Below are 25,825 nucleotides of genomic sequence, written 5' to 3' on the forward strand. Positions count from 1 at the left end.
AGGGACGTGCCATGACTTCATCCTCCAACTAATGAAGTCTCCGGACACCCCGGGGCGGTTCAGATACGGTATTGGTTGCCCAATTGGGTGGAGCTGAGGGTGTGCTTGTCCCGCGTCAAGTAGTTGGCAGAAGTTGATCTTGGTTGAATTTCGGGGTGGTGGGGTCGGCCTGGCCCAGGTGGACCTGCTTGGGCCGGTTCCAGGCGATGGCCTCGTGCGGGCGGGTCTGGTTGTACTCGAGCCGGTACTCCTCGGCGTGCTTGGCGAGCATGACGGCGTCGTCGATCTCGTCGATGAACAGCCGCTCGTACTTCAGCGTGCCGAACCCGCGTTCGCGTGACCCGTTCTGCCCGGGGCTCCTGACGCGGGTCCGGACGTGGCGCAGTTCGGGGTGCAGCTCGATGAAGGCTTCGAACCGGAAGGACCGGAACGGGCCGCCGTTGTCGGTCACGATCGTCACCACCGGCGACAGCTCCCCGGTCTGCTCATCGACTCCGCACCGATCCCGCAGCGGGTGGCCGAACATGGCCTCGTAGTCGGCCAGGGCGAGCTCGATGGCATCGATCGCGTCGTACTGATTCCCGGTCGGGGACACGTGGAACGGGTGCTCGTACTTGGACCAGTAGTCGCGGCAGCCGGCGAGGCGCCAGGTCCCGCCGGTGGTGGTCTCGAACTCGCTGAAATCGAGCTGCCACACCTGGTTTCGGGCCCGTGGGGTCGTTCGCGAACGCGGCCTTCCTACGTTCGGCGAGCTTGCGGCGCTCGCGCTGATACTGCGCGGGCAGGATCAAGCCCTCGTCCCTGAGCAGCCGCAAGACGGTCGCCTGCGAGACGGCGTGGCCGTCGTGGCGGACCATCGCCCACACCTTCCGGTGTCCCCACGCCGGATGCGCCAACGCGTGCTCGCGGGCCAGCACCAGTGCCGCAGTCCGGGCCGGCCGCGGCCACGGCCCCTTCGCCGGTCGTCCGGCACGCGCCTTGGCCTGCCAACGCCGCCAGGTCCGCTCGGGCATGTCGAACAGAGCTGGCAGAACCTCGTGGTCGACATGCCCGCCTCGACACAGGATCACCTCGAGGTCTTCGAAGGGCCCAGCCGGCCCTCCGCGGACTTCTTCCACACCCGCAGCTCGACAGCGGCCTCTCCCAGCGCCTGGGTCAGGTCGGCGACCTCGGCCTCCAGCTGCTCCTCCCGCGACGACGGGCCGGACCTGCCCGCCACCAGGGCGGTCTTGCCGGCCTCGAGAAACTCGGCCTTCCACCGGCCGATCGACTGCTCGCTGACCTTCTCCCGCCGGGCCGCCTCGGCGATCGTGAGCTCACCGGCCAGCACGCTCAACACGATCCGGGACTTCTTCTCAGCCGGGATCGATGGGGGTCTTCCCATATGTCGGACTCTCCTTCAGGACTGACTCAATCGTCCTGCCACAAAGTCTGACGCGCGACAGGTTCGACCACGTCGACAGCTTCGGAAAGCTCTCCCTACGCCGCGCCGGACACATGCACCACCTCGGCATCGGCGTCACCCACGCCGCCAAGGCCGTCACAATCCTGATCACCGACCAACAGGTCACCGTCGTCGACAGGTCGACCGGTGAAATCCTCGCCACCCACACCATCGACCCCGCCCGCACCTACTGGCGAAACCAACAACGGGAGCCCGGCCGATGGCCGAGCTCCCGAACCTAAACGATGACTCGACACATCTATCAACGATGTCCAGACTCACCACATGAGTGGAGCTGAGGGGACTCGAACCCCTGACCCCCTCGTTGCGAACGAGGTGCGCTACCAGCTGCGCCACAGCCCCTGGAACCTCCGCGACTTTACCACCCGGACCGGCCCGACACCCAATCGGGAGCTAGTCGCCGACGGCGCGGCGGGGCTGCTCGATGGACTCCTCCGCCTCGGCTGTCGCGGCGGGCTCGGAGGACGCCGCGGGGCGCTCGTCGGGGGCACGGTGGGGCAGCTGGATGGACGAAGCCGGGTCCAGGCGGCCGGAGGTCCAGGCGCCGGGCTGGCCGAGGTCGATCTTCCGAGCCGCAGGCCGGGTCGCCTTGGGCTTGGTGAGGTAGGTCGGCAGCGGCACTGAGACGGGCGACCAGGCGTTGGGGTCCTCGGCCGGCGCCTCGGCCGCGATCTCGTCGGGCAGGACGAGCCGGCGTGGGGCCGTTTCCTCGTCCGCGGGCGACTCCGTCACGGATGCCCACACGACGCCGCCTTCCTGCCGCTCAGCGGGCCGGCGAGAGGCCGCGCGGCGGCGAGCCTCGACCCGTCGACGGCGGGCTTGGGCGACGGCGGCGCGGCGGGCGACGAAGAGGAACAGGACGAGCAGCACCGCGGGTCCGGCCGGCGCCAAGGCGGGCGCGCGGCCCAGGACGACCAAGGCGACAGACGCGACCAGCAGGACCAGCAGGATCCCGAGCATGCGGCGACGGCGGCGCGCGGCCGCGACGAAGGCGTCGTCCGACGGCGCGACCACGGAGTCCGGCGACGGCCCCGCAGCCGAAGCCGACGCCGCGGCCGAAGCAGCCGGAGCCGACGACGGAACCGGCGGCGGCAGGGTCACAGCGCCATGGGGCGCCTGCGGCGGACTGGCCTTACGCGACAACACGCGCACGCCGCGCTCCTGGTCAACCTCGCGCGCACGCTCGACCTCTTCGTTGCGGCGGACCCAGCGGGGCACGAGAAAGGCGGCCCACGCTGCGACGATCGCCGCATAGATGAGACCGCTGTACCCCATGCCCCAAAACGCTACGGTGCAAGGCAACTCACTCGTTGGATCTGCCTCGGTGTGTCGCCCGCAACGCACGTGACGGGTGTGACGAGAGGGGCGTCAGGTCATCCTGATCGCTTGTGCCCGGATCTCGATCTGCACCTTCTGCGACACCAGCCAGCCGCCGGCCTTGAGTGCGACGTTCCAGGTCATCCCGTACGCCTCGCGGTCGATCTCACCGGTGGCGGACAGCGCGAGCCGCTCGCCGCCCCAGGGGTCACCCTTGACGCCGTCAAGAGAAACATCCAGTTCGATCGGGCGCGTCACACCCTTGATGGTCAGGTCGCCGACGCAGACGAACTTGCCTGCGCCGCCGCGACGGCGGCGCTGCATCTGGCCGTTGACAACCGCCCACTTGGGCCCGGACGAGCCACCGTGCACCTGCCGCGAGATGAAGCTCATCTTCGGGAACGTCTCGACGTCCAGGAAGTCGGCGCTGCGCAGGTGCGCGTCGCGCTCGGCGGCGCCGGTCGTGATGGACGTGGTGTCGATGACGGCGTTCGCGGACGAGTCGAGCGGGTCCTCGGCGATGTGCACCGTGCCCTCGACGTTCTCGAACCGGCCACGCACCTGCGTGACCATCAGGTGCCGGGCGACGAAGCCGGCGGTGGTGTGCGCAGGATCGATCTGGAAGACGCCCGGTGTCGGGAGCATCGCCCCGTTCCACAGCCGCACGCCAGCAGAGTCGTTCATGCAATCCCCCGAGAGCATCGATTCGACATCGCCTCATTGCGTTACGCGGCAATAATCGCACAATCAAACAGCTACGGATGGTGACGAACCGGGCCGAAACGGTCGCCCAACGTCATCGCCGCAGGTCAGCCAGGAGGGAGAGGGACAGCTCAGGGCGCCAGACGCGACGAACGCCACCGTCGCAGCAGCCCTTCGGGGACGTCCTCGGAGGTGAGCGCGAACGAACGGTGATCGCGCCACTCGCCGTCGATGTGCAGCAGCTTCGGCCGCAAACCCTCTTCGCGGAAACCGAGCTTCTCGACGACGCGCAGCGACGCGCGGTTCTCCGGCCGGATGTTCACCTCGAGCCGGTGCAGCCCGCACACGAAGAAGCAGTAGTCGACGGCCATGGCCACGGCGGTGGGCATGATGCCGCGGCCGGCGAGGTCGACGTCGAGCCAGTAGCCGACGGTGCCCATGCGGGCCGAACCCCAGATGATGTTCGAGACGTTGAGCTGCCCGGCCAGCCGCCCGTTGTAGGTGACGGCCCACGGCAGCGACTCGTCGGCGCGGCCCTGGGCGGCGTGCAGGCGCACCATCTGCCGGAAGCTCATCGTGTACGGGTCGGCCGGCGGCGGGGGCGTCGCCTCCCACGGCCGCAGCCACGACTCGCTACGCTGCCGCACCTCCGACCACACGCGCAGGTCACGGGCGTGCAGCGGCCGCAGACCGACGGAGCCCTCGTGCAGTTCGACCGGCCAACCCAGGCGCGCCGACCGGGACCTCACGACGCACCGCCCGAACGGTCGTGGTCGCCGCCTCGGATTTGGTCGACGGCGTGTGGGAGGACCGGCGTGAGGACGGCGAGACCGTCGCGCACGCCGCCGGGCGAGCCCGGGAGGTTGACGATCAGCGTGCGACCGGCCCGCCCGGCGACGCCACGAGAGAGCGCGGCGGTCGGCACGCCGGCCGCGACACCGTAAGCGCGGATCGCCTCGGCCAGCCCCGGCACCTCGGCGTCGAGGACCTGACGGGTCTGCTCGGGTGTGTGGTCGGTCGGGCTGAGTCCGGTGCCGCCCGTGGTGACGACGACGTCGTAATCTTCGGCGACGGCGGAGCGCAGCGCGGCCCCGACATCGTCGCCGTCCGGCACGACGACCGGCCCGGACACCTCGAACCCCGCATCGCTCAGGCCCGCGACGACGAGCGGTCCCCCGCGGTCCTCGTACACCCCCCTGGCCGCGCGCGTGGACGCCGTCACGACCAGGGCTCTCATGCTCGCCGCCAGGTCCCGGACTTGCCGCCGGTCTTCTCCTCGAGCCGGATGTCGGAGATGACGGCGCCCTTGTCGATGGACTTCACCATGTCGACGACGGTGAGCGCGGCGGTCGCGACGGCGGTCAGCGCCTCCATCTCGACGCCGGTGCGGTCGGCCGTCCGCACGGTCACCACGACCCCCACGGCGTCGTCCAGTACCGTCAGGGACACGTCCACGCCGTGCAGCGCCAGCGGGTGGCACAGCGGGATGAGGTCCGGCGTCTTCTTCGCGCCCATGATGCCGGCCAGCCGCGCGACGGCGAGCGCGTCGCCCTTGGGCACGTCCCCGGCCCGCAAGGCCGCGACCACAGCGCCAGAAACCAGCACGCGGCCCGACGCCGTCGCCGTCCGGACCGTCACGTCCTTCGCCGACACGTCCACCATGCGCGCCGCACCCTCGGAATCGAGGTGCGTGAAGCCGGAACCGCTCACTCTCGTCGCCGTTCCAGCAGGACGGTGTCGACCACCTGGCCCGCGGCGACCTCGGTGACGTGCTCCGGGACGACGATCAGCGCGTTGGCGTAGGCGAGGTCACCCATGAGGTGCGAGTGCTGCGCGCCGATGGGCCGGACCTGGTGCGAACCGTCCTGCGCGGTCTGCACGCGGGCCCGGGCGAACTGCCGCCGGCCCTCCGGCGAACGCAGCCGCTCTTGCAGGACGGCCTTGACGCTGGGACGGTGCAGCCGCGGCGAGCCGAGCATCTTGCGGATGGCCGGCCGCACGAACACCTCGAACGAGACGAACGCGCTGACCGGGTTGCCGGGGAGCGCGAAGATCGGCGTGTGGTCGTCGCCGATGGTGCCGAAGCCCTGCGGCTTGCCCGGCTGCATGGCGACGCTGTCGAACCTCACGGTGCCGAGGCCGGAGAGCACCTCTTTGACGATGTCGTAGGCGCCGGCGCTGACCCCACCGGTCGTGATGACCATGTCGGCGCGGATCAGCTGATCCTCGATGAGACCGAGCAGGCGGTCCTTGTCGTCGGGAACCGGCGGGACGCGGTAGGCGACGGCACCGGCCTCGCGCGCGGCCGCGGTCAGCGTGAACGAGTTGGAGTCGGAGATCTGCCCGGCGCTCAGCGGGTATCCGGGCTCGACCAGCTCGCTGCCGGTCGAGATGACCACGACGCGGGGGCGCGGCCGGACGACGACGCGGTCGCGGCCGACGGCGGCGAGCAGGCCGATCTGCGCGGCGCCGAGGTACGTCCCGGCGCCCATCACGACGTCCCCCTGCTGGACGTCGCCGCCGGCCCGCCGGATGTGCGCGCCGGGTTTGGCGGGCGCGGTGATGCGGACCCGCACGGTGCCGGCGTCGGTGTGCTCGACCGGCACGATGGCGTCGGCGCCGGACGGCATCGGCGCGCCGGTCATGATGCGCGCGGCCAGCCCCGGCCCGATGGCGTTGACCCGGGCGTCGCCGGCCGGGATGTCGGCGACGACGGGCAGCTCGACCGGCTCGTCGGCGGACGCCCCGGCAACGTCGTCGGCCACGACGGCGTAGCCGTCCATGGCGGTGTTGTCGAACTGTGGCAGGGACCACGGCGCGATGACGTCCTCGGTGAGGACGCAGCCGTGCGCGTCGAGCAGCTGGAAGTCCAGCTCGCTCAGCGGCCGGACCGCGGCGAGGATGTCCGAGAGATGATCGGCGACACGCTTCACTCAGTCATCCTCAACCTCGGGCGGGAGCTGCGCAACGAACTCGCGCAGGAACGAGCGGAAGTCGGCGCCGAGGTCGCTGCGCTCGCTGGCGAGGCTGACGATGGTGCGCAGGTAGTCGAGGCGGTCGCCGGTGTCGTAGCGGCGGCCGCGGAACACGACCGCGTGGACGCCTCCGCCCTGGTCAGCGGGCATGCCGGCCAGCGTCTTGAGCGCGTCGGTCAGCTGGATCTCGCCGCCGCGGCCGGGCTCGGTCTGCCGCAGCACGTCGAAGACGGCCGGGTTCAGCACGTACCGGCCGATGACGGCGAGGTTGCTCGGCGCGGTGCCGGGATCGGGCTTCTCGACGAGGTCGGTGACCCGCACGACGTCGTCCTCGGCCGGCTCGACGGACGCGCAGCCGTAGAGGTGGACCAGCTCGGGCGGGACCTCGATGAGCGCGATGACGCTGCCGCCGTAGCGCTTCTGGACGTCGAGCATGTGCGGCAGCAGGGGGTCGCGGGGGTCGATGAGGTCGTCGCCGAGCATGACGGCGAACGGCTCGTCGCCGACGTGCAGCGCGCCGCAGAGGACGGCGTGGCCGAGGCCGCGCGGGTCGCCCTGGCGGACGTAGTGGATGTCGCCCAGGACCTGCGACTTCATGACGCGTCGCAGCCGCTCCTGGTCGCCCTTGGCCTCGAGCGCCTTCTCGAGCTCCCAGGCGCGGTCGAAGTGGTTCTCGATGGCGTCCTTGTTGCGCCCGGTGACCAGCAGCACGTCGGACAGCCCGGCCGCGACCGCCTCCTCGACGACGTATTGGATGGCCGGCTTGTCGACGACCGGCAGCATCTCCTTCGGCGTCGCCTTGGTGGCCGGCAGGAACCGCGTGCCGAGGCCCGCGACCGGGATGACCACCTTCGTCACCGCACCGGCCGAACCGTGCTGTCCCGTCTGCGCTGCTGTCATGGGCGTCACCCTACAAAGACGGGCGGACAGTCAGAAGGGCGACGTGCGGTCGGCCGTACGGTGAAGGGGTGACGACGACGGTGCGCGAGGCCAAGCAGGCGCTACGCGAGCGCATCCTGACCCGCCGCCGCGAACTCGACGCCACGGCGCTGGCGTCGGCCGCGGCCCGGCTGCGCGACCTCGTCCGGGGGCTGCCCGAGGTAGCCGGCGCACCGACCGTCGCGGCTTATGTGTCGGTCGGACGCGAGCCGGGGACCGGGCCGCTGATCGAGGCGCTCAGCGACGACGGCATCGACGTCCTGCTGCCGGTGCTGCTGCCCGGCGGCGACCTCGACTGGGCCCGCTACGCCGGTCCGCAGCACCTGGTGCCGGCCGCGCGCGGGCTGCTGGAGCCCGACGGCGAGCGGCTCGGCCCGGACGCGGTGACGGCGGCGCCGGTGCTGCTGGTGCCGGGGCTGGCCGTCGACCGGCGCGGATACCGGCTGGGGCGGGGCGGCGGGTCCTACGACCGCGTGCTGGCCCGGCTGCTCGCGTCGTCGCCGCCGGCGTTCGCCGGCGTGCTGCTGCACGACGGCGAGGTGCTGGACATGCCGGTCCCCCACGAGCCGCACGACGTCCCCGTCGACGCCGCCGTCACGCCGGGCGGGGTGCACCGCCTACGGTGACGCCGACGGCTCGGGCGGGCGGAAGGTGAAGGTGTGCTCGCCGGCGTCGCGGACGGAGCGCTCGTCCCAGCGCATCGGCAGCGTCTCGCCGTCGCGCCAGAGCTCGGTCTGGTCCCCGTAGTGGTCGTGGAACGGGTGACCGCTGATGCCGGTGAGGTCGATCCAGCGGGACGCGTCGAGGTCGCCCAGGTCGACGATCATCCGCATGGACGGCGACCACACCGTCTCGTAGCCCTCGGCCGCGTCCCACGCGTTGGCCAGCACGATCGAGCCGCCGCCACCGACCTCGACCGGCCCGCGGTTGAACATCCACTCGACCAGCCCGATGTCTGACGTGCCGAACGTCGGCTCGGTCAGCTCCAGCGCGTGCAGCCGGCCCCACTCCCACTTCGACGCGTCCTTGCCCTGCTCGCGGGTCATCTCGTCGCGGGCGTCGCGGGCCGCCTCGACCAGGATGATGTCGCGCGTCTCGGTGACGTTCTCGCTGCCGACGTCGTCCCAGAACGGGTCGCCGGGGACCTGCAGCAGGTTGCGCACGATCTCGAACCAGCGGCCGCCGCCGTCGGGCCACTCGTCCTCGGGCAGCTCGTCGTGGAAGGTCAGCTCGAGCAGGTTGCGCCAGACGGCGTTGAAGTAGGCGGCCGCCGCGGAGTCCGCCGTCATCGACTTGTCCCAGTCGCGCAGCAGCCGCAGGCCGTCGCCGTAATAGCCCTCGGGCGCGTCGAGCTCCAGCAGGTACGGCACCAGGATGTCGGCGGCGTCGCTGTACGAGTCGAGTTGGATCGCGGCCATGTCGGCCGCGTTCACCGGCTCGCCGCTGTCGATCCGCTCGGCCAGTAGCTCGTTGATGCGCCCGGCCCGGTGCCCGGGGTCGAAGTCGCCGGTGAGCAGGAACGGGTAGCGGTCGCTGGTGACCGGCTGGTTCGCCGTGACGACGTAGCCCTGCGCCGGGTTGAGCACGCTGGGCAGGCTGGCGAACGGGATGTAGCCGGCCCACTCGTAGGCTCCGGTCCAGCCGGGCACCGGGTAGCGGCCGTCGTAGCTGGTGCGGACGGGGATGCGTCCGGGCGCCTGGTAGCCGATGTTCCCGTCGGTGTCGGCGTAGACGAGGTTCTGCGACGGGACGTCGAACAGCGACGCCGCGGCCCGGAACGACTCCCAGTCGTTGGCCCGGTTCAGCGCGAAGATCGCGTCCGCCGTGCGGCCCGGGTCGAGCGCCGTCCAGCGCAGCGCGACCTCGTACCCGTCGTCCGGCGGTGGCTCGCCCTCGACCCGCGCCGCGGCGCCGGCGTCCTCGATGTCGTCGTCGCGGTCGGAGATGAGCGGGCCGTGCCGGGTGCGGCGGACGGTGATCGTGACGTCGTCGCCGCCGGCCACCCGGATGGTCTCTTCGCGGACCTCCAGCGGCACCCAGTCGTCGCCGACGCGATACGAGTTGCCGCGGACTTGCTCGAGGTAGAGGTCGGTGACGTCCGGGCTGAGATTGGTGAACCCCCAGGCGACGTCCTGGTTGTGGCCGATGATCACGCCCGGCAGGCCGGCGAACGAGTAGCCGGTGACGTCGAACGGGCAGGCCGGGCCGACGTCACGGCAGTGCAGGCCGACCTGGTACCAGACCGACGGCATCGACGGCGCCAGGTGCGGGTCGTTGGCCAGCAGCGGCGCGCCCGACTCGGTGTGGTCGCCGGCGACCACCCACGAGTTCGAGCCGACGCCGTCGCCGTCGCCGAACGTGACCGGCGCGGCGTCGAGGCCGTCGGCGGCGCGTTGGATGGCGTCGGCCGCGGCCGGCGCCAGCGGCACCGGTGCGCCGTCGGCGCCGGTGAGCGCCTCGGGGAGCCGCGGCGACACGTACTCGTCCGGGACGATCGGGGGCGTGAGCTCGCTCGGCGAGTCGGGCCAGAGCTGCTCGACCTGGTCGACCGTAAGGCCGCTGGCCGCGAGCAGCGACCGGCTCAGCTCGTCCTGCATGTTGCCGCGCAGGTCCCACGCCATCGCCTTCAGCCAGCTCAACGAGTCGACCGGGGTCCAGCGGCTGGGCGCGTCGTCGCCGCCGGTCAGGCCGAGCAGCGTGTAGGCGAGGCCGCGGTCACCGCCGTCGGTGTGGTCCAGCCAGGCGTTGACGCCGTCGGCGTAGGCGTCGAAGTAGCGGCGGCTCTCCGGGCTGATCAGCGGCAATTCGGCGCGGGCGACGTCGGTCCAGCCGAGCGTGCGGACGAACGCGTCGGTCTCGACCTGGTCGTCACCGAACAGCTCCGACAGCCGGCCGGACGTGACGTGCCGGCGGAAGTCCATCTGCCAGAAGCGGTCCTGCGCGTGCACATACGCCTGCGCCCGGAACAGGTCCTCGGGGGTGTCGGCGTAGATGTGCGGGATGCCGTTCTCGTCGCGGATCACCTCGACGTCGGCCGTCAGGCGTGGAAGCTCGGCGGAGCCGTCGTAGTCGGGGTAGGCGCGGCGCACCGACCAGACGCCGACGGAGGCCGAGGCGACGAGCGCCAGCACGACCAGGCCCGCCAGGACGGCGAGCCCGGCGGCGATGCGGCGACGAGTCACCGGGACAGACTAGGCGACCGATCACGGCGGCCTGACTGCCGTGGCCGGGTTCCGTTCGAGGGCTGTGGCCGGCTCGTCCTCGGCAAGGCTTTGACCTTTCCACACCCCAAGGCAAGTTTTCAGCCTTGCAGGGGCGGGCGCCAGGCCGTAGCCTTGCAGTGTGCCGTTCGTCCTGACCGTCGACCAGCGCGGCAGCCGCCGCAGCCGCGACCTGGTCGAGGACGCCCTGTCCACGCTGAAGCAGCTGGTGCACGAGCCGCTGCTGGCGTTCGAACGCACCGCCGGCGACGAGTTCCAGGGAGTCCTCGCCGAGCCCGACGCGGCCGTCGACGCGGCACTGCTGCTGCTGCGCGTCGACGCGTGGAGCGTCGGCATCGGCGCGGGACCGGTCGAGGAGCCGTTGACCAGCAGCACCCGGTCCGCGCGCGGGCCCGCGTTCATCCACGCCCGCGAGGCGCTCGACGCCGCCAAGCTGCGGCAGCAGCACGTCGCCGTCGCCGGGACCGACCCCGAACGCGCGCAGGAGGCCGACGCCGTCCTGACGCTCATCGCGGCCGTCATCGCGCGGCGCAGCGCCGCCGGCTGGGCCGCCGTCGACCTCGTCGAGGCCGGCCACACCTTCGCCGAAGCCGCCGACATCCTCGGCGTCACCCGCCAGGCCGTCGGGCAGCGGCTCGCGGTCGCGCTCTGGCAGCAGGAACGCGACGCCCGGCCAGTCGTGACGCGGCTACTCCAGGAGGCCGCATGACCGTGGTGGCGGCGAGCTGGCCGCAGGAACCCGGCGCGCCGGTCGACCGTCGCACGACAGGAGGACGAGTGGCCGCCGCAGCGGTTCTCCGGCCGCAGAACGACGGCGCCCCGGTCGGCCGTCACACGACAGGAGACCGCGCGACCGCCGCAGCGAACTGGCCGCAGCCGGTCGTCACGCGATCGCTCCAGGGCGCCGCATGACCGTCGCAGCGGTGATCCTGCTCGCCGTCGCGGCCGTGGCCGGAGCTGTCGTCTGGTACTCCGTCGAGCACCGCCGGCCCGAGGCCGGTACCGGGACGTGGCTGGCCGCGGCCGCGGTACCGATCGTGCTGGCCGGCGCGGCGGCGCTGTTCGGTCTCGGCGGCGACCCGGCCGGCGAAGGGCTGCTCGGGCTGACCCGCGCGGCTGCCGTCGTCGCGGCGGTCACCGGCGGCAGCGTCATCGCGACGGCGCTGCTGCGGGTCGCCGACCGTCGCACCGCCGATTTCGGGCCCTCCGGCACCACGTCCGCCAACACCGGCTCTGCCAACTTCGGGTCCGCCAACATCGGGTCCGCCAACATCGGGTCCGCCGCCGAGGACGGCCCGGGCAGCGACGGCGTGGGCGGTGACGCCACGGCGGCCGTGTCCGACCCGGAGACGCTGCGCGGCGGCACGTCCATCGGCGCACTCGAGCGCGTCGCCGTCGCCGTCACCCTGCTCGCCGGCTGGCCCGAAGGCCTCGCGCTGGTCCTGGGCGTCAAGGGACTCGGCCGCTATCCGGAGCTGCGCCGACCCGCGGCGGCCGAGCGATTCATCATCGGGACGCTGGCCAGCGTGCTGTGGGCCGTCGCCACCGTGGGCGTCGTCGTCGCTGTGCAAACGTGAGACGCGACTGTCAGTGCCCGCCCGTAGGGTTGGGTCCCACCCGGACCGGGGCGGGGTATACCCAGGCGACCGCGCGCGCACGAGCGGGCAGCGGCAGCGGCAGCGGTGTACTGGCCGCGCGAGCAGGCCGTGGATGCCCGCGTGGACAACGCCGGGTCGGACCGGGCATTATTCTTGGCAGTCGAGGGTTGAGAGTGCTAAGAGCCGTCGGCCTTCGGCGGTGACCCCAGGAGGATCCACGCGTGCCCACCTACCAGTACGTCTGCACTGACTGCGGCGAGCCCTTGGAGGCCGTCCAGAAGTTCAGCGACGACGCCCTGACCGAGTGCCCCGCCTGCGGTGGCCGCCTGCGCAAGGTGTTCTCCGCCGTAGGCGTCGTGTTCAAGGGCTCGGGCTTCTACCGCAACGACAGCCGTTCCACCACGACGTCCAGCACGCCGGCGAGTAACGGCAAGGACTCCTCGTCGTCGAGCGACTCGGGCAAGAGCAGCAGCGACTCGTCTACGAAGAGCTCGACGACCTCGAAGGACTCCACTTCCGGCTCGAAGGACTCCGCCTCCGGCTCGAAGGCCACCTCCCCCGCCGCCTGATTCGTCCACAGGCGGGGCCGGCCCGAATCGGCCCTGTGGACAACCCGTTCGGCGGGTTCCGAAGCGCTTAGCGTCGTCGCCATGGACGACCTCCGCTCCGCTCTCCAGCGCCTGCTCCGCGCGGCCGGCTGGCATCGTCGGCTGCTCGCCGCCGGGCTGGCCGCGGCTGCCGTTGCGTTCGCCATCCAGGCCGCGTCGCCCCAGCCGCCGCCGGCGGTCGACGTGGTCGTGGCTGCGCGCGACCTACCCGGCGGCGTGGTCATCGACGGCGACGACCTCACGCTCGCGGCCTTGCCGCCGGACGCCGTGCCGAGCGGCGCCGTAGCGCGGTCCGGTGCGGTGGGCGGGCTGCTCGCCGCGCCAGTCCGGGCCGGCGAGCCCATCACCGACCGGCGATTACTCGGCCCCGGCCTGCTCGAGGGCTGGGGCGACGACGTGGTCGCGACGCCGGTGCGGGTGGCCGACGCGGGCGCGGTGGGCCAACTGCGGCCCGGCGACCGCATCGACCTGCTGGCCACGGCGCTCGACGGTGCGGCGCGCACGGATGTCGTCGCGGCGGACGTCCCGGTGCTGACGGTGCCCGCGGCGGGCGACGGTGGGCTGGCCGAAGGCGCACTGGTGCTCGTCGCCGCCACGCCCGATCAGGCCGCCGGTCTGGCCACCGCCGCCGTCACGTCACGACTGTCGTTCACCGTCGGTGTGTCGTGATTTCCCCAGATCACGGCGTTTCAGCGGCTAAGGTGTGCCCGGCCAAGCGTCCTTGCACGGAGAAGGGAAGAGCGGATGCTCAAGGGTTTCAGGGACTTCATCAGCCGGGGGAACGTCGTCGACCTGGCGGTCGCGGTGGTCATCGGCGCCGCGTTCACGGCCATCGTCAACGCGCTGGTCGAGGGGTTCATCAACCCGCTGATCGCGGCGATCTTCGGCCAGCCGAACCTGGCGGCCGTCGGCAACTTCACCATCAACGAAGCCGACTTCTCCATCGGGCTGATCCTCGCGGCGATCTTCAACTTCCTCTGCGTCGCGGCAGCCATCTACTTCTTCATCGTCGTGCCGATCAACAAGATGCGCGAGCGGCGACTCGAGGAGCCGGAGGCCGAAGAGGAGGTCGTGCCGGCGGAGGAGATTCTGCTGCTGCGCGAGATCCGCGACGCCCTGCGCGACCGCGTCTGAGCCATCCACCCGTCAGGGTCGCCGACCGAGCGTGCGGCGGCCCTGACGGAGGTCGGTGTGGCTCGGGCCCACCTCGACAACGAGGGTCCCGCTGCGGGCCTCGGATCGCACCGGGAACGCGGCTCGGGTTATCGAAGTGCAGCCGCGTCGCGGGGCGACGTCAGAGCCGAGCGACCCTCTCAAGAGGTGGCGCCACCGGCCAGCCGAGACGCGCCGATCCGGCCGATCGCCTCGGCGACGCGAAGCCGCTGACGGTCACCAATGCGGCGGGCGCTCGTCGAGCAGCCGCGTGTCGTTGGAGGCGTCGTCGTCGCCCCAGCCGGTCGGGCGTTCGTCGGTCGTGGTGTCGGGCAGGACCTCGAGGTCGTCCTCCCACCCGGATGCACTGCTCATGCCCGTCGTTCCTCTCGTTGGTCGAACCCCCGGGCCGGCGCCGCTGCCGGCCGTTCGAACCGCCGGCTCAGTCCAGGTCACCCGCTTCGACGCGGGCCAGCCGGCGCTGCCGGACCAGGTTGTCGACGTCGATCTCCGGCACGCCGGTCTCGTACCAGAGTGCCGCGAAGACGCCGATGACGTCACGCTGGCTCAGGATGCCGGCCAGTTTGCCGTCGTCGACGATCGGCAGGTGCCGGATCCAGTGCTGCGCCATCAGCCGGGCGGCCTCACGCACGTGCGTGCCGGGCTCGGCCGTGATGACATCGCGCGTCATGACCTCCGTGATCGGCGCCTCGTCGGGGTCGGCGCCCCGGCCGACCGCCCGCATGACGTCGCGCTCGGTGATGATGCCCACGATCTCGTCGCCCTCGACGATGACCACCGACCCCGTCTGCTGCTTCCACATCTGCTCGGCGGCGCTGCGCAGCGTCCCGGTGGTGGAATCGGTGATGGTGGCGCTGGTCATGATCTCGTCGACACGCACGGTTGTCTGCTCCCCCTGAACGACTCACTAGCTGGAAGATCACCAGCGTAGAACACCCACCTGTGAGACCGGCGACCGATTTCCGGATCCACCAGGTCAGCGACGGGCGGCCGCGATCGCGTCCCTTGATCATCAAGGGAGGGTGGGGCGGTCCCTACGCTGCAGGCGAGCCGGCGCGGGCGACGCGGACGGCGTGGCGGAGGACGTCGGCGGTGCGGGCGTCGGCGACGTCGAGGGTGAGGTCCGTAGCGAGCAGCCCGACCACGTCGTCCACGCGGCGGGCGACGCCGTCGGACTCGGTCCAGCGGGCCAGCGCCGCCAGTTCGCGGCCGGTGTAGTCACTGATCGACCGGCCGCTCACGATCAGCGGCCGGTTGCCCTGACGCACCGGCTCGGGCTCCGCGTCGGAATCGGACGAGCGGACGGGTTCGGGGCCGGCGGCGGTCCGCGAGCCCGCGGTCGTCCCGCGTGCCGCGGTGGTGCTGCCGGCCGCCGACGCCTCGCCGCCGGCGCCCTTCCGGCCAGCGGGCGCAGCGGCTCCGCCGGCCGCCGTCGACGCGCCGCCCGCGCCCTTCTGACCAGCGGCCGCGGCGTTGCCGTTCGCCGACGCGCCGTCGTCCGCCGCTGGCGGGCCGGCCTTCTCGGCCCTGCCGCCGGCATTCGACGTGCCGGGAGCGGTCGACGAGGCGCTTGCGGTCGGCTGATCCGCTGCTTCGGCGCTCCCTGCCGCTGCCACTCCGGCGCCAGCGGTCGTCGCACCCGCTGCCGCCGTCTTGCCGTCAGTTGTCGCGGCCGCGCCTGCCGCCGGGTCCGCCGCGGCGTCGCCGCCCGCAGCCGCCTCACCCGCGCCCTGACCGCCGCCCGTCGCCGAGTTGCCCGCAGCCGTCGCCGGGTCGGTCGCGGTGGTCTGGCCGGAAGCTGGCCGTTGGGTCCCCTTGGCCGTAGACACGGATCGCTGACCGACCGGCGGGCGCTGAGCGGCGACGGTCCCCTGCGCGGACACCGGCTCATCCTCCGGCATCCCCGCGACGATGTCGGCCTCGGCCGCCGCGACGGCCCAGTCGTAGGCGTCGGCATCGCGGACGGCCTGCTCGTACGTGGCCAGCAGCCGCTCGGTCTCCGCGTCCGGGTCGGCCGCCCACGCCGCCGACCAGATGCGGTGCACCGCCCAGCCCAGCCGCATCAACTGCTCCTGCCGCAGCCGCTCCCGCTCCCGCGCGCTGCGCCGGGCCGCGTACGTCTCGCCGTCGGTCTCGACCGCCAGCACGAACCGCGACCGCCGCGTCGGGTGCCGGACCGCGACGGCGACACCGCCGGGCCCGCCGTGGCCGAGCACGATCTCCGCCTCGACGCCGGCCGCCTGGAGCCGCTCGGCGACGGTCTCGGCGAGCAGCCCGGACCGGCCCGGCGCCGCCGTGGCACCCTCGACCCAGTCGGGCTGCGGCCCCTTCTGCACGTACGCCAGGAACTGCCCGAGCGCCTGCGCACCGGGCGTCGTCAGCCGCCGCGGGCTGAGGTCGTCGGCGCCGAACGTCGCCACGACGGTGAGCCGCTCGCGCGAGCACAGCGTCGCCGCGCTGAGCCGTCGCTCGCCGCCGGGGCGCCCCAGGGCGCCGAAGCGGTACAGAATGCGCCCATCGACCGACCGGCCGTAGCCGAGCGTCAGGATGATCGCGTCGCGGACGTCGCCGGAGACCCGCTCGACGTCCTTGATGAAGAACGGTTCGGCACGATCGCCGCGCAGGTGCGGCGCGACCTCGGGGGCCCGGATCAGCGCGTGCCGCAGCGCCGCGTCCAGCCGCTCGGCGTGCCGCGGGCCGAGCGTGACGACGCCGAGACTCTCGTGCGGACGCTTGCGGACGTGGTCCAGGACCAGCTCGACGACCCGGCCGACCTCGTCGGACGAACTGTCGACGGGGTCGTCGGCGATGGGGTCGGAGTCGACGATCTCCATGGTCACGCGGTCGGCGCCGCCGACGCCGGGGACGGTCGTCAGGCGGGCCGCGTGAGTCGTGCGAGCGGCGAAGCCGACGAGGCGGTCGTCGCGGACCCGGTGCTGCCCGGTGAGCAGCCGCTCAGGCAGGGCGTCGCGGAGCAGGTCGACGACGGAGGCGGGCGGCTCCTGCGCCCAGGGCCCCTCCTGCTCGTCGGGGTCCGGCGCGGGCTCGACGGCGATGGTGAATGGCGGCCGCGCGATGTCGTCGTCGCCGACGAGGATGACGCGGGCGCCGCGGGCCAGCGCCGAGACCGCCTCGGCGACGGCGAGCCGTCCGGCGTCCTCGACCACGACGACGTCGAACAGCGGCCGCGGCGGCAGCAGCTCGGCGACGGACAGCGGCGACGCGACCCAGCACGGGACGGTCACCAGCGCCAGCTCCGGCGCCTCCTCGACCAGCGCGCGCGGCGTGGCCGGCAGCGCGCTGTCGGGCGACTCGGCCAGGACGGCGGTCTGGCCCTCGTGCTGCGCGGCGACGTCGGCGAACCGGGCCCGCCGCGCCTCGAGGACGCGTCCGGCGGCGGCCCGCACCTCGACCATGTCGGCGGCCCGGAACTCCTCCAGCCGCCGGTCGTGCGCATACCGGTCGAACCGGCCGAGCGCGGGGTCGGTGGAGCGCCACAGGTCCAGCAGCGACGAGTACCAGGCGTAGTCGAAGACCGCCTCGACCTGGTCGGCGCCCAGTCCGCGCCGGCGCAGCTCGGCGATGAGGTCGTCCAGCCCGGCCGCGGACAACTCGGCCTGCAGCTCGTACAGCCGCGGCAGCGAGCGCAGGTGGCCGGCGTCGGCGATCAGCTCGTCCAGCCGCTTCGCGACGTCGGCGAAGGAGAGGTGCTCGAGGTCGGCGGTGCGCGGGTTGCCGTCGGCGAGCGTGGCCAGCGCGTGCCGGACGCCCTTCGCGGCGTCGACGGCGTTGGCGAGGTGCGGCCCGGTGCGCGGCGGCTTGCCGTCGCGGGACCGCTCGCGCCACGTGGCCAGCTGCTGGCGCGCGGCGATCAGGCCCTCGTGCTGGCGCGGACGGTGCTGCCGGCCCGCCTTGCCGGTGCGGTCGGCGAGCCGTTTGCGCAGCTTGCGCCGGGTGAGGAAGCCGGACTCGGCGCCCTGCGCCGCACGGTAGGCGCGGTCGCCGGTGGCGGCGGCCAGCTCGTCGAGCGGCTCGTCCCAGATCTGCGTGCCCAGCGTCTCGATGGTCCGCCCTACCGACGCCAGCAGGTCGACGGTCTCGAGGCACTCGGCGATGGTGCCCGGCCCGGCCAGCCCGACCTCGACGGCGGCCCGGGTGGCGGCGTTCTTCAGCCGTGGCAGCGCCCGTTCGCGTAGTTCGGTGACCGTGCCGAAGAGCGCGTCGGCGGCCCGGATGTCGGGGACGTCGGAGCCGAACCACGGCGAGCCCGACTCCGTCAGCGTCAGGCCCTCGATGTTGGCGAAGTCGCGCAGCTGCAGCCGGACGTGCGCCGTGCTGCCGGCCCGCCCGAGGACGTCGGGGTCGACCCGCGCCGGCGTGCGGGCGAACTCCTGCGCCGTCGCGACCAGCACCATCGCCTCGTGCGCCGTCGAGCCCCACGGCTGGCGGATGACGTGGATCGCGTCGCGGTAGGCGTCGAGGTCCGTGGCCAGCGCGGCGGCGGTGCCGGGCGTGATGTGCTCGAACTCGCCCGGCCGGGCCCGCTGCAGCCGGCGGGCGGTCTCGGCGATCTGCTGGACGGCGGCGGCGGGCGGCGTGCGCCCCGCGTCGAGAACGACGTCGCGCAGGCCGACGGAGTCGAGGCGGGCGACGAGGTCGTCGAGGACGGCCCGCTTCTCGCCCACGACGAGCACCCGCTGGCCCCGTCCGACCAGCTCGGACACCAGCGCCGCGACGGTCTGCGTGCGGCCGGTGCCGGGCGCGGCGGCGACCCGCAGGTGGCCGTCGCCGGCGGCGGCCGCGACCACCTCGTCCTGCTCGGTGTCGGTGTCGAGGACGCGGTAACGCAGCTCAGCGGGGCTGCCGGCGCGCGTGACGGCGGACAGCGCGGCGGAGTCGCCGGCCAGCGCGGCCACGACATCGTTGCGCTGCAGGTCGACGCCGAGTGCGGCGAGGTCACGGCTGAGCGCCAGCGGGATCGTGGTGAACGTCGCCAGCACCGCCCGGTGCGCGATGGCGAACCCGTCGACGACGTGCGGCGGGGCGAACTCGCGCAGCCGCTCGACCACCGTCGCGTACCGCAGCCGGCCGGCCGGGTCGCGCAGGTCGTCGGTGGCGAAGCGGAGCCCGAGCTGGGAGTCCAGCGCCCACAGCAGCACCGGGTTGACGAACGGGTCGTCGGCGACGGTGATGGTGAAGTCGGTCTCGGCCGGGTCGCGCGCCTCGACGACCGCCGATCGGAGCATGACCGGCGCCGTCGGCCGCCGGGCCGCGAACGGGTTCGCCCAGGTCGCGATGCCGACGGCGAGGTAACTGACGGCGATCCCGCGATCCTCGGCCAGCTCGCGGGACTTGTCGCGGATGGCCCGCACCGACCGCAGCGCCGACGTCCGCAGCGGCTCGTAGGGGAACAGCTTGGAGACCAGGACCGGCGCGCCCTCGAGCAACAGCTTGCGCGCCTCGGGCTCGGCGGCCGCGAGGTCGAGCGTGCCCACCTTGAGGTCGCGGTAGGACAGCAGCGGATCCCGCCCACCGAGCGCCGCGAGGTCGCCGCTCCACCGTTCGACGGCGTGAGCGACCAGCTCCGCCCGGGTCGGAACGGGGCCGGCGACGGCGTCGCTGCGCACCGCGCTCACGGGATCGGTAGCTGGGGAACCGGATGCCTCACACCCCGGAGGCTAGTTCGCGAAGCCCGCTCATGTGGGGAGGCAAGCCGAATACGTGCACAGGTTTAACCGCAGGCCGTCCGGTTTGTCGCACCCGGTGGACGACGCGCGAGCGGGTATGTGCCATGCCGATCATCGTCATGGCCTAAAGTGGCGCCGGTCCACGGGGGGCGAGGGTTCCGGCACGCGCGAGATCCGGAACCAAGCCAGGCTCGAAAGGTGTGAGTCGTGAAACTGCTCGAGGACGTCCCCTCGGCCGTCGCCCACCGTCCGCCGCCACGCCGAACCCGTCTCACCCTCGGGGTGGCCGCGGTGTTCCTGCTGGTGGCGGCCGTAGCCGGCGTGCTGCTGGTCGCGTCCGGCGGATCGGACGACACCGCCGCGGACAGCGACCCGCGTCCGTCCGGGACGCTCACGGACTGGGCCGCCGGCGTCACCGACGCCTGCACCACGGTGGCGGCGGAGCAGCCGATCATGGCGCAGGGTCCCGAGGTGCGGCTGGACGTCGCCAACCTCGCCGCGGTCTCGGCCGGGACGAGCGCGCTCGTCGCCGCCGTGCATGACGTGCCGGTGCCGGCCGAGGAGACGGAACAGGCGCAGGCCGGCGCCACCGTCACCGCCGGTGACCAGGCCACGCAGGCGTGGGCCGCGCTGACCGACACGTCCGCCGAGGTGACCCAGGACCAGATCACCCAGGCCGCCGAGCTGACCGCCGGGTTCGTCGCCGGGATGACGCAACTCGGGGCGAACTGCGCGCCGATCGGCTGACGCCGCCACGGTAAGGTGGAGGGGTGAAGTCCCTCGTGCTGGTGTGGTGGCTGCCTTCGTAGGCGGCCCCCTTCAGCATGTTCATCGGCCGCCGCGACGGCGGCCGACCAGGTGACAGCTCTCGCGGTGGCCCTGCCACCGAACGGAGAGCGTCATGACCCTCACCCTCGACACACCGCTGCTGGCCGACCCGGCCGACATCGCGGCGGACCCGTCGCGGTACCGCGTCCTCACCGGCGACCGGCCGACCGGATCGCTGCACCTCGGCCACTATTTCGGCACGCTGCTCAACCGCGTCCGGCTGCAGCGTCAGGGCGTCGAGACCTTCCTCGTCGTCGCCGACTACCAGGTGATCACCGACCGGCTGTCGCCCGGCGAGATCGCGGCGAACGTGCGCGAGGTCGTCCTGGACAACCTCGCGGCCGGCGTCGACCCGGACCACACGACGGTGTTCGCGCACAGCGCGGTGCCGGCGCTGAACCAGCTGCTGCTGCCGTTCCTCTCCCTGACGACCGTGGCGGAGCTGCAGCGCAACCCGACCGTCAAGGAGGAGGCGGCCGCGTCCGGGCTGGCGTCGATCAGCGGCCTGCTACTCACCTACCCCGTCCACCAGGCCGCGGACATCCTGTTCTGCCACGGCAACCTGGTGCCCGTCGGCGACGACCAGCTGCCGCACGTCGAACAGACCCGGCTGGTCGCGCGGCGGTTCAACGAGCGGTACGCCGGCGGGCGCGCCGTCTTCCGTGAACCGCAGGCGCTGCTGTCGCCGGCACCGCGGCTGGTCGGCGTCGACGGGCGGAAGATGAGCAAGAGCCGCGGCAACACGATCGCGCTGAAGGCGAGCGCGGACGAGACGGCGCGGCTGATCCGGCGCTCGGTCACCGACGGCCGCCGCGACATCACCTACGACCCCGTCGAGCGGCCAGGCGTGTCGTCGCTGGTCGAGATCGCCGCGCTGTGCCTGGGCGTCGCGCCGGACGAGGTCGCGGCGCAGGTCGGCGGTGGCGGCTCGGCGCTGCTGAAGGCGCTGGTCATCGACGTCGTGAACGAAGAGTTGCGGCCGGTGCGGGAGCGGCGGGCGGCGTACGCGGCCGACCCCGGGCTGGTCGGGTCGCTGCTGGCGGCGGGCGCCGAACGGGCGACGGCGATGGCGGCGGCGACGCTGGCGGACGTGCAGGAGGCGCTCGGGATGACGGCCTATTGAAGAGGCGTCCGGGCAAATGGGGGCGCGTCCGGCGAGGGTGGGTTCGCCGGACGCGCCCGGTGCGGCCGACTGATCGTCAGGGCCGCTGCTCACCGGGCTCAGGGAGCTCGGTGGGCTGCCGATCCTCCGTTCCGGACGGCGGATCGGCGGGGTCGGCGGGCCGCTCGTCGGGGGAAACGGGCGGCTCCGCCGGGTCGGCGGGCGGATGGGTCGGGTCGGCGCTCGGACGGTCGTCGGGACGGCCCGGATCGTCCGGACGGTGCTCGCCGGGCGTCGTCGGTACGGTCGTCGGCAGGTCGGGCAGCACCGGTTCGTGGCCCTCGCCTGGGTCGTCGGGCTTGCCGCCCAACTCCTGCGCGTCCTCGCTGACCTCCTGGCCGTCGACGCCGCCGTCCTGGGCGTCCTCGGCGACGTCCTGGCCGAACTCGCCGGGCTCGTCGAACGAGATCGGCGTCACCGTCTCGATCACCGACTCGACCCGCTGCTGCGCGGCGTCGGGCAGCGCTCCGGCGGCGGCGACGCCGGTGAAGCTGGTGAAGATGGCCGCCAGCACGACGGCCGCTCTGGTCCGCATACTCATCGCCGCCACCCTCCGGCCGAGCCGGTCGCGGACGGTGCGTCCGTGCGGCAGCGGCGACGGCGCGACTCCGGCGAAGTCGCCCCGTGCGATGCGGCGGGCGAGTTCAGCCGTTGGGGGAACGGCTTCATCTGCACTCCTTCGAATGGCTTCGACCGCGTCCGACAACGCCGTCAGGTCATGGCCGCCGGGCGGCATCCGTACACCGCGGAGGATCGCCTCGAGGGTCGCGTCGTCAGGAACGGTCGTTGGTGTCATGTCAGCTCTGTTATCGCCGGCGCCGCTCATGCGGATACGCCCTTCCGGTCGAGTTGCCGCCGCAACGCGGTCAGCCCCCGGCGCTGCAGCGCCTTGACCGCTCCCGCAGATTTGCCGACGATGCCGGCGACCTCGTCGACACTCAGGTCGCCGAGGATCCGCAGCAGCACCACCTCACGCTGGTCGTCCGACAGGCCCGCGCACAACTCGTGCACGCGCCGCCGGCCCAGCTGAGCGAGGGCGTCCTCCTCCGCGTCGCCGCCCACCTGCTCGCCGATCTCCGGGCCGTCGTCCACGATCAGCGGACGCCGGGACCGCCGGCGCCGCTCGTCGGTCACCCGGCGATAGGCGATGGTGAAGACCCAGGACCGGAACTGCTGCTCCGATCCGGTGAACGACGACAGGCCGGCGAAGACGCCGAGGAACACCTCACTGGTGACGTCCTCGGGCTCGTCCGATCCCTGCAGCCGCGCGTAGCCGCCCACGACCGGCGCGAGGTCGGCGTACAGGCGCTCGAACGCCCACGGCGCACCGACGCGCGCCGCGGCAAGGATCTCGTCGAAGTCCGCTCCGATGACCAGTGACCCCTCCCGGATGTGCGACGCGACTCACCGGCGTCATCGCCCGGAGCGGCCGGAAGGGTACGGTCCGGGCTCAACTCGCTGGTGGACGGCGGCGGCGCGGGGTGAGGCGGACCGGTGGGAGTGGAGGGGCGGGGATGCGGTCGGCGCCATGGCCGGCGACGGTGCCGAAACGGTGCTGGCCGGGCCGCTCCCATTCGTCCCGCGCGGCGACGATGTCCTCGTGGCTGCGGCCGACGAAGTTCCACCACATGACGAGGTCGTCCGGGAACGGCTCGCCGCCCAGCAGGAACAGCGTCGTGTCGTCGTCGTGCGCGTGGATGGTCAGTTCGGTGCGTCCGGTGCCGAGGTACAGCAGCGGCCCCGCCTCCAGCCCCGTCCCGGCGACCGTCGCCCGCCCCGTCAGCACCAGGATGGCGTGCTCGAAGTCGGACCGCACCGGCAGCGTCGCCGTCCCCTCGACGTCGAGCTGGGCGCCGAGCAGCGGACTGTACGTCGTGGCCGGCGATGTCGTCCCGGCCAGCTCCCCCGCCACCACCGTCGCGCGCACGCCGTCGCCGTCGTACACCGGGAGGTCGGTGTGCTGCTCGAACCCCGGCACCGCGGCGGCGCCCTCCGGCAGCGCGACCCACAGCTGCAGGCCATGCAACAGCGGCGCCTCGCCCAGCGAGATCTCCGAGTGCGCGATGCCCGGCCCGCTCGTCATCAGGTTCAACTGCCCCGGCCGCACCACGACGTCGCTGCCCACGCTGTCGCGGTGGCGGATCTCGCCCCGCACCGGCCAGGTGACCGTCTGCAGGCCGGTGTGCGGATGCGGCAACACGACCATGTCCGTGCGCTGCGGACCGAACTGGTCCAGGAAGCACCACGCCCCGACGGTGGGAAGCTGGCGGTGCGGCAACGTGCGGTTGACCCGCATCGCCCGGATCCCGCCCAACGGCACCTCGCGCGGCTCCAGCACCCGGCTCGCCGGCCCCTCCTGACCACCGGTCCGACACCGGGTCTCCGCAGGACGCGCATCCAGGTTGCTCACCCTCCCGAGGGTAGACGCCGACCCGCCGTCGCCGCCGGTGCGCGGCGGATAGACTGGCGCAGCCCGCCCTCGTAGCTCAGGGGATAGAGCATCCGCCTCCTAAGCGGAGGGTCGCAGGTTCGAATCCTGCCGGGGGCACTCTCTGACCAGCGCATTCGTTCGACGCTGGTCGACCGTGAGAGACCGGGGATCGCCGTCCGAAGTTGCACGTATGGTGCACGACCGGACCGCCGCCCCACCCTCACGCCTCCCCGTCCTCCTCATGACTGGCGCCCCAAGGCCGGAGTGGAGCGTGACAAGGTCGAAGATCGCGAAGCGACACAGAGAGCGCAGCGGAGTGCCCTTGACTCGCGGAGTGGGGGCCGGACAAGCGCGGCATGAGGGGGACGGCCCGACCCACCCGGCTGACGTGGACGGGTCGACCAGCGGACCCACACCGCCCCGCCGACGCCGGCGTGCCTCGTCACCTCGACCTACTGGCCGTTGCTCGCCGTCATGTCGCTAGCCTGCGTATTCGAGTTCGATCTACGTGGAGGTTCATTTGATGTTCGCCATCATCGGCGATTGGCCTGTGGAAGAGGCCCTCGATGCGCAGCAGCTCGCTCATATTGTCGAGACGGTCAAACAGCATCCAGGGTTCGTGCGCGGATACTGGGGGCAAGCTCCGGATGATGCAGGTAGGGCACACGCAATCGTTGTCCTCGATGACGAGGTTGCTGCGCGGAGCATGGCAGCGGGAGTGACGGCCGCTATCCCATCGGCTTCGATACGGATCATCCGCGTCTTGGCCGACGCATAGTTCCGAGCAGAACCGGGCAATCGCCCGTCGCGATGGTCCCAGGCCAGGTGCCGCTGCGGATCGGGCTGCGGCAGGTCGGGTCCGCCGGATGGTCTGTTCGAACTGCGAACTCATGACTCAGCACACATGGGCACGTTGCGCCACGCTCGCAGCACTCATGAATGTTCGAGCACTGCGAGCGTGGCATGTCATGCATTCAGCTTGCACCCGGCAGGAATTCGCGCCGCGCCGACGGGTGCTCGCCGGTCACAACTGAGTGAGCTTGCTCCCGTACCAGGAGTAGACGTAGCCGGGCTTCCCGCCGTTCTGGAGCCAGTTGTTGGGCAGACGTGCCCAACCGCCGGTCCGGACGTTCTGCAACGCGGATTGGTGCCGGTACACGTCGATACCGCTGGCGCGATCGAAGTGGTGGATGCAATCGACCCACCGATACTTGCCGGCCTTGAGGTCGATCGTGCGCACTCTGGTGCCGGCGCTGCTGGCGGCGGTCTCCCACCGGTACGTGCCGGCCTGGAGAGTGATGGTCCTCCTGGTGCAGGATTCCGCGCCGGCAGGAGCCGGGAATCGGAGCATGAGCCTCTTCATATTGAGCGCACCACCCCGAGCCGCCGCTGCCGCGGTCGGCCCGTCAGCAACCTGGGCTGCGGTCTTGTCCGCGGACGATTCCGCCCGCTCAGCCGCTTGCGCCGTTCCACCGATTCCCGCGATCGCCAAGGCCAGGACGGCTACAGCTGCGGACATTCTCATCTTCATGGTTTCCCCGTGCTCGATGGACATTTCTCGGCGAGGTTAGGAGTTCCGGTTTTCACACTGGCTTCAGTGATGCTTCACGCCGACGCCCTGAGGTGCGCGCGACAACCTGGGCGGCAGTGAAGCCGCCATGAAGCTGCGATGAAGACGGCGGCGGCCACAATCGCACCACGTCGACGAGAGGACCCTTG

General features: G+C 72.4%; 27 protein-coding genes, 2 tRNA genes and 1 pseudogene. 11 read left to right on the top strand and 19 right to left on the bottom strand.

What is annotated here, in order from left to right:
- Nucleotides 1-115 precede the first annotated feature (115 nt).
- From ACW62_RS35455 to ACW62_RS28820, 3 genes and pseudogenes are all read right to left on the bottom strand, one after another.
- Nucleotides 116-697: an integrase core domain-containing protein gene (locus tag ACW62_RS35455; RefSeq protein WP_205629671.1), complete on the bottom strand. Its 582-nt coding sequence runs from the start codon at nt 695-697 to the stop codon at nt 116-118.
- Between the two features lie 142 nt (nt 698-839).
- Nucleotides 840-1,013: pseudogene (locus ACW62_RS36655) on the bottom strand (transposase); the annotation flags it as partial.
- A 53-nt stretch (nt 1,014-1,066) separates the two neighbouring features.
- On the bottom strand, nt 1,067-1,384 hold the full coding sequence (locus tag ACW62_RS28820; RefSeq protein ID WP_083460282.1) for a transposase: 318 nt from the start codon (nt 1,382-1,384) through the stop codon (nt 1,067-1,069).
- Between ACW62_RS28820 and ACW62_RS35460 the strand changes: the two genes are divergently transcribed.
- Nucleotides 1,369-1,686 carry a hypothetical protein gene (locus ACW62_RS35460; protein WP_053207580.1) on the top strand — a complete coding sequence of 106 codons (318 nt, stop codon included), beginning with the start codon at nt 1,369-1,371 and terminating at the stop codon, nt 1,684-1,686. The genes ACW62_RS28820 and ACW62_RS35460 overlap by 16 nt on opposite strands.
- Before the next feature lie 48 nt (nt 1,687-1,734).
- On the opposite strand, the gene ACW62_RS28830 is transcribed toward ACW62_RS35460, so the two are convergent.
- The 8 genes from ACW62_RS28830 to galU all read right to left on the bottom strand — a co-directional run bounded on the left by ACW62_RS28830 (nt 1,735) and on the right by galU (nt 7,359).
- Nucleotides 1,735-1,807, bottom strand: a tRNA-Ala gene (locus ACW62_RS28830).
- A 51-nt stretch (nt 1,808-1,858) separates the two neighbouring features.
- Complete coding sequence (gene sepX / locus ACW62_RS28835) at nt 1,859-2,740, bottom strand: divisome protein SepX/GlpR (protein ID WP_053207581.1); 882 nt, start codon at nt 2,738-2,740, stop codon at nt 1,859-1,861.
- Between the two features lie 93 nt (nt 2,741-2,833).
- Nucleotides 2,834-3,466, bottom strand: coding sequence for a YceI family protein (locus ACW62_RS28840; protein WP_053207582.1), 633 nt, complete (start codon nt 3,464-3,466; stop codon nt 2,834-2,836).
- Nucleotides 3,467-3,615: 149 nt separating this feature from the next.
- Nucleotides 3,616-4,233: a GNAT family N-acetyltransferase gene (locus ACW62_RS28845; protein ID WP_205629672.1), complete on the bottom strand. Its 618-nt coding sequence runs from the start codon at nt 4,231-4,233 to the stop codon at nt 3,616-3,618.
- Nucleotides 4,230-4,721, bottom strand: coding sequence for a MogA/MoaB family molybdenum cofactor biosynthesis protein (locus ACW62_RS28850; protein WP_053207583.1), 492 nt, complete (start codon nt 4,719-4,721; stop codon nt 4,230-4,232). Before ACW62_RS28850 ends, ACW62_RS28845 begins: the two co-directional genes overlap by 4 nt.
- On the bottom strand, nt 4,718-5,146 hold the full coding sequence (gene moaC / locus ACW62_RS28855) for a cyclic pyranopterin monophosphate synthase MoaC (protein WP_083460291.1): 429 nt from the start codon (nt 5,144-5,146) through the stop codon (nt 4,718-4,720). Before moaC ends, ACW62_RS28850 begins: the two co-directional genes overlap by 4 nt.
- A gap of 44 nt (nt 5,147-5,190) precedes the next feature.
- Nucleotides 5,191-6,417 carry a molybdotransferase-like divisome protein Glp gene (gene glp / locus ACW62_RS28860; protein WP_053207585.1) on the bottom strand — a complete coding sequence of 409 codons (1,227 nt, stop codon included), beginning with the start codon at nt 6,415-6,417 and terminating at the stop codon, nt 5,191-5,193.
- Nucleotides 6,418-7,359, bottom strand: coding sequence for a UTP--glucose-1-phosphate uridylyltransferase GalU (gene galU, locus ACW62_RS28865; RefSeq protein WP_053207586.1), 942 nt, complete (start codon nt 7,357-7,359; stop codon nt 6,418-6,420). It lies immediately after the preceding gene.
- Between the two features lie 68 nt (nt 7,360-7,427).
- Between galU and ACW62_RS28870 the strand changes: the two genes are divergently transcribed.
- A complete protein-coding gene (locus tag ACW62_RS28870) occupies nt 7,428-8,024 on the top strand; it encodes a 5-formyltetrahydrofolate cyclo-ligase (protein WP_053207587.1) in 597 nt (198 codons plus the stop codon).
- Here the strand turns inward: ACW62_RS28870 and ACW62_RS28875 are convergent.
- Nucleotides 8,016-10,580 carry a penicillin acylase family protein gene (locus ACW62_RS28875; protein WP_205629673.1) on the bottom strand — a complete coding sequence of 855 codons (2,565 nt, stop codon included), beginning with the start codon at nt 10,578-10,580 and terminating at the stop codon, nt 8,016-8,018. The genes ACW62_RS28870 and ACW62_RS28875 overlap by 9 nt on opposite strands.
- Before the next feature lie 160 nt (nt 10,581-10,740).
- On the opposite strand from ACW62_RS28875, the gene ACW62_RS28880 reads away from it, so the two are divergent.
- The 5 genes from ACW62_RS28880 to mscL all read left to right on the top strand — a co-directional run bounded on the left by ACW62_RS28880 (nt 10,741) and on the right by mscL (nt 13,959).
- A complete protein-coding gene (locus tag ACW62_RS28880) occupies nt 10,741-11,328 on the top strand; it encodes a hypothetical protein (RefSeq protein WP_053207588.1) in 588 nt (195 codons plus the stop codon).
- 199 nt (nt 11,329-11,527) lie between these two features.
- Entirely contained in the window at nt 11,528-12,196 is a 669-nt protein-coding gene (locus ACW62_RS28885) for a pentapeptide repeat-containing protein (RefSeq protein WP_053207589.1), read from the top strand.
- A 242-nt stretch (nt 12,197-12,438) separates the two neighbouring features.
- A complete protein-coding gene (locus ACW62_RS33475; RefSeq protein ID WP_083460284.1) occupies nt 12,439-12,786 on the top strand; it encodes an FmdB family zinc ribbon protein in 348 nt (115 codons plus the stop codon).
- An 81-nt stretch (nt 12,787-12,867) separates the two neighbouring features.
- Nucleotides 12,868-13,494, top strand: coding sequence for a Flp pilus assembly protein CpaB (cpaB, locus tag ACW62_RS28895; RefSeq protein WP_053207591.1), 627 nt, complete (start codon nt 12,868-12,870; stop codon nt 13,492-13,494).
- Nucleotides 13,495-13,569: 75 nt separating this feature from the next.
- Nucleotides 13,570-13,959, top strand: coding sequence for a large conductance mechanosensitive channel protein MscL (gene mscL, locus ACW62_RS28900; protein WP_053207592.1), 390 nt, complete (start codon nt 13,570-13,572; stop codon nt 13,957-13,959).
- Between the two features lie 255 nt (nt 13,960-14,214).
- On the opposite strand, the gene ACW62_RS34895 is transcribed toward mscL, so the two are convergent.
- The 3 genes from ACW62_RS34895 to ACW62_RS28910 all read right to left on the bottom strand — a co-directional run bounded on the left by ACW62_RS34895 (nt 14,215) and on the right by ACW62_RS28910 (nt 19,625).
- Nucleotides 14,215-14,352, bottom strand: a complete 138-nt coding sequence (locus ACW62_RS34895; protein ID WP_169792144.1) for a hypothetical protein — start codon at nt 14,350-14,352, stop codon at nt 14,215-14,217.
- Nucleotides 14,353-14,419: 67 nt separating this feature from the next.
- Nucleotides 14,420-14,878, bottom strand: a complete 459-nt coding sequence (locus tag ACW62_RS28905) for a CBS domain-containing protein (protein ID WP_053207593.1) — start codon at nt 14,876-14,878, stop codon at nt 14,420-14,422.
- Nucleotides 14,879-15,032: 154 nt separating this feature from the next.
- Nucleotides 15,033-19,625, bottom strand: a complete 4,593-nt coding sequence (locus ACW62_RS28910; protein ID WP_169792145.1) for a DUF4011 domain-containing protein — start codon at nt 19,623-19,625, stop codon at nt 15,033-15,035.
- A 267-nt stretch (nt 19,626-19,892) separates the two neighbouring features.
- Here ACW62_RS28910 and ACW62_RS28915 point away from each other — a divergent pair, with 267 nt between their 5' ends.
- Both ACW62_RS28915 and trpS read left to right on the top strand, forming a co-directional pair.
- A complete protein-coding gene (locus ACW62_RS28915) occupies nt 19,893-20,432 on the top strand; it encodes a hypothetical protein (protein WP_053207595.1) in 540 nt (179 codons plus the stop codon).
- A gap of 154 nt (nt 20,433-20,586) precedes the next feature.
- The gene (gene trpS, locus ACW62_RS28920; protein ID WP_053207596.1) at nt 20,587-21,636 is read left to right on the top strand and encodes a tryptophan--tRNA ligase; all 1,050 of its coding nucleotides are present in this window, start codon (nt 20,587-20,589) and stop codon (nt 21,634-21,636) included.
- 76 nt (nt 21,637-21,712) lie between these two features.
- Here the strand turns inward: trpS and ACW62_RS28925 are convergent, their stop codons facing one another.
- From ACW62_RS28925 to ACW62_RS28935, 3 genes are all read right to left on the bottom strand, one after another.
- Nucleotides 21,713-22,216, bottom strand: coding sequence for a hypothetical protein (locus ACW62_RS28925; RefSeq protein ID WP_157575053.1), 504 nt, complete (start codon nt 22,214-22,216; stop codon nt 21,713-21,715).
- A 281-nt stretch (nt 22,217-22,497) separates the two neighbouring features.
- On the bottom strand, nt 22,498-23,067 hold the full coding sequence (locus ACW62_RS28930; RefSeq protein WP_083460285.1) for a sigma-70 family RNA polymerase sigma factor: 570 nt from the start codon (nt 23,065-23,067) through the stop codon (nt 22,498-22,500).
- Nucleotides 23,068-23,125: 58 nt separating this feature from the next.
- Nucleotides 23,126-24,085 (bottom strand): pirin family protein, encoded by a 960-nt coding sequence (locus tag ACW62_RS28935; protein ID WP_053207599.1) that lies wholly within the window; start codon nt 24,083-24,085, stop codon nt 23,126-23,128.
- 65 nt (nt 24,086-24,150) lie between these two features.
- Between ACW62_RS28935 and ACW62_RS28940 the strand changes: the two genes are divergently transcribed.
- Together ACW62_RS28940 and ACW62_RS34445 are read left to right on the top strand one after the other, a co-directional pair.
- A tRNA-Arg gene (locus ACW62_RS28940) sits at nt 24,151-24,223 on the top strand.
- Between the two features lie 406 nt (nt 24,224-24,629).
- A complete protein-coding gene (locus ACW62_RS34445) occupies nt 24,630-24,884 on the top strand; it encodes a hypothetical protein (protein ID WP_157575054.1) in 255 nt (84 codons plus the stop codon).
- 246 nt (nt 24,885-25,130) lie between these two features.
- Here the strand turns inward: ACW62_RS34445 and ACW62_RS28945 are convergent, their stop codons facing one another.
- Entirely contained in the window at nt 25,131-25,661 is a 531-nt protein-coding gene (locus tag ACW62_RS28945; RefSeq protein ID WP_053207600.1) for a hypothetical protein, read from the bottom strand.
- Nucleotides 25,662-25,825: the final 164 nt, after the last annotated feature.

The organism is Jiangella muralis, assembly GCF_001270745.1.
Lineage (GTDB): Bacteria > Actinomycetota > Actinomycetes > Jiangellales > Jiangellaceae > Jiangella > Jiangella muralis.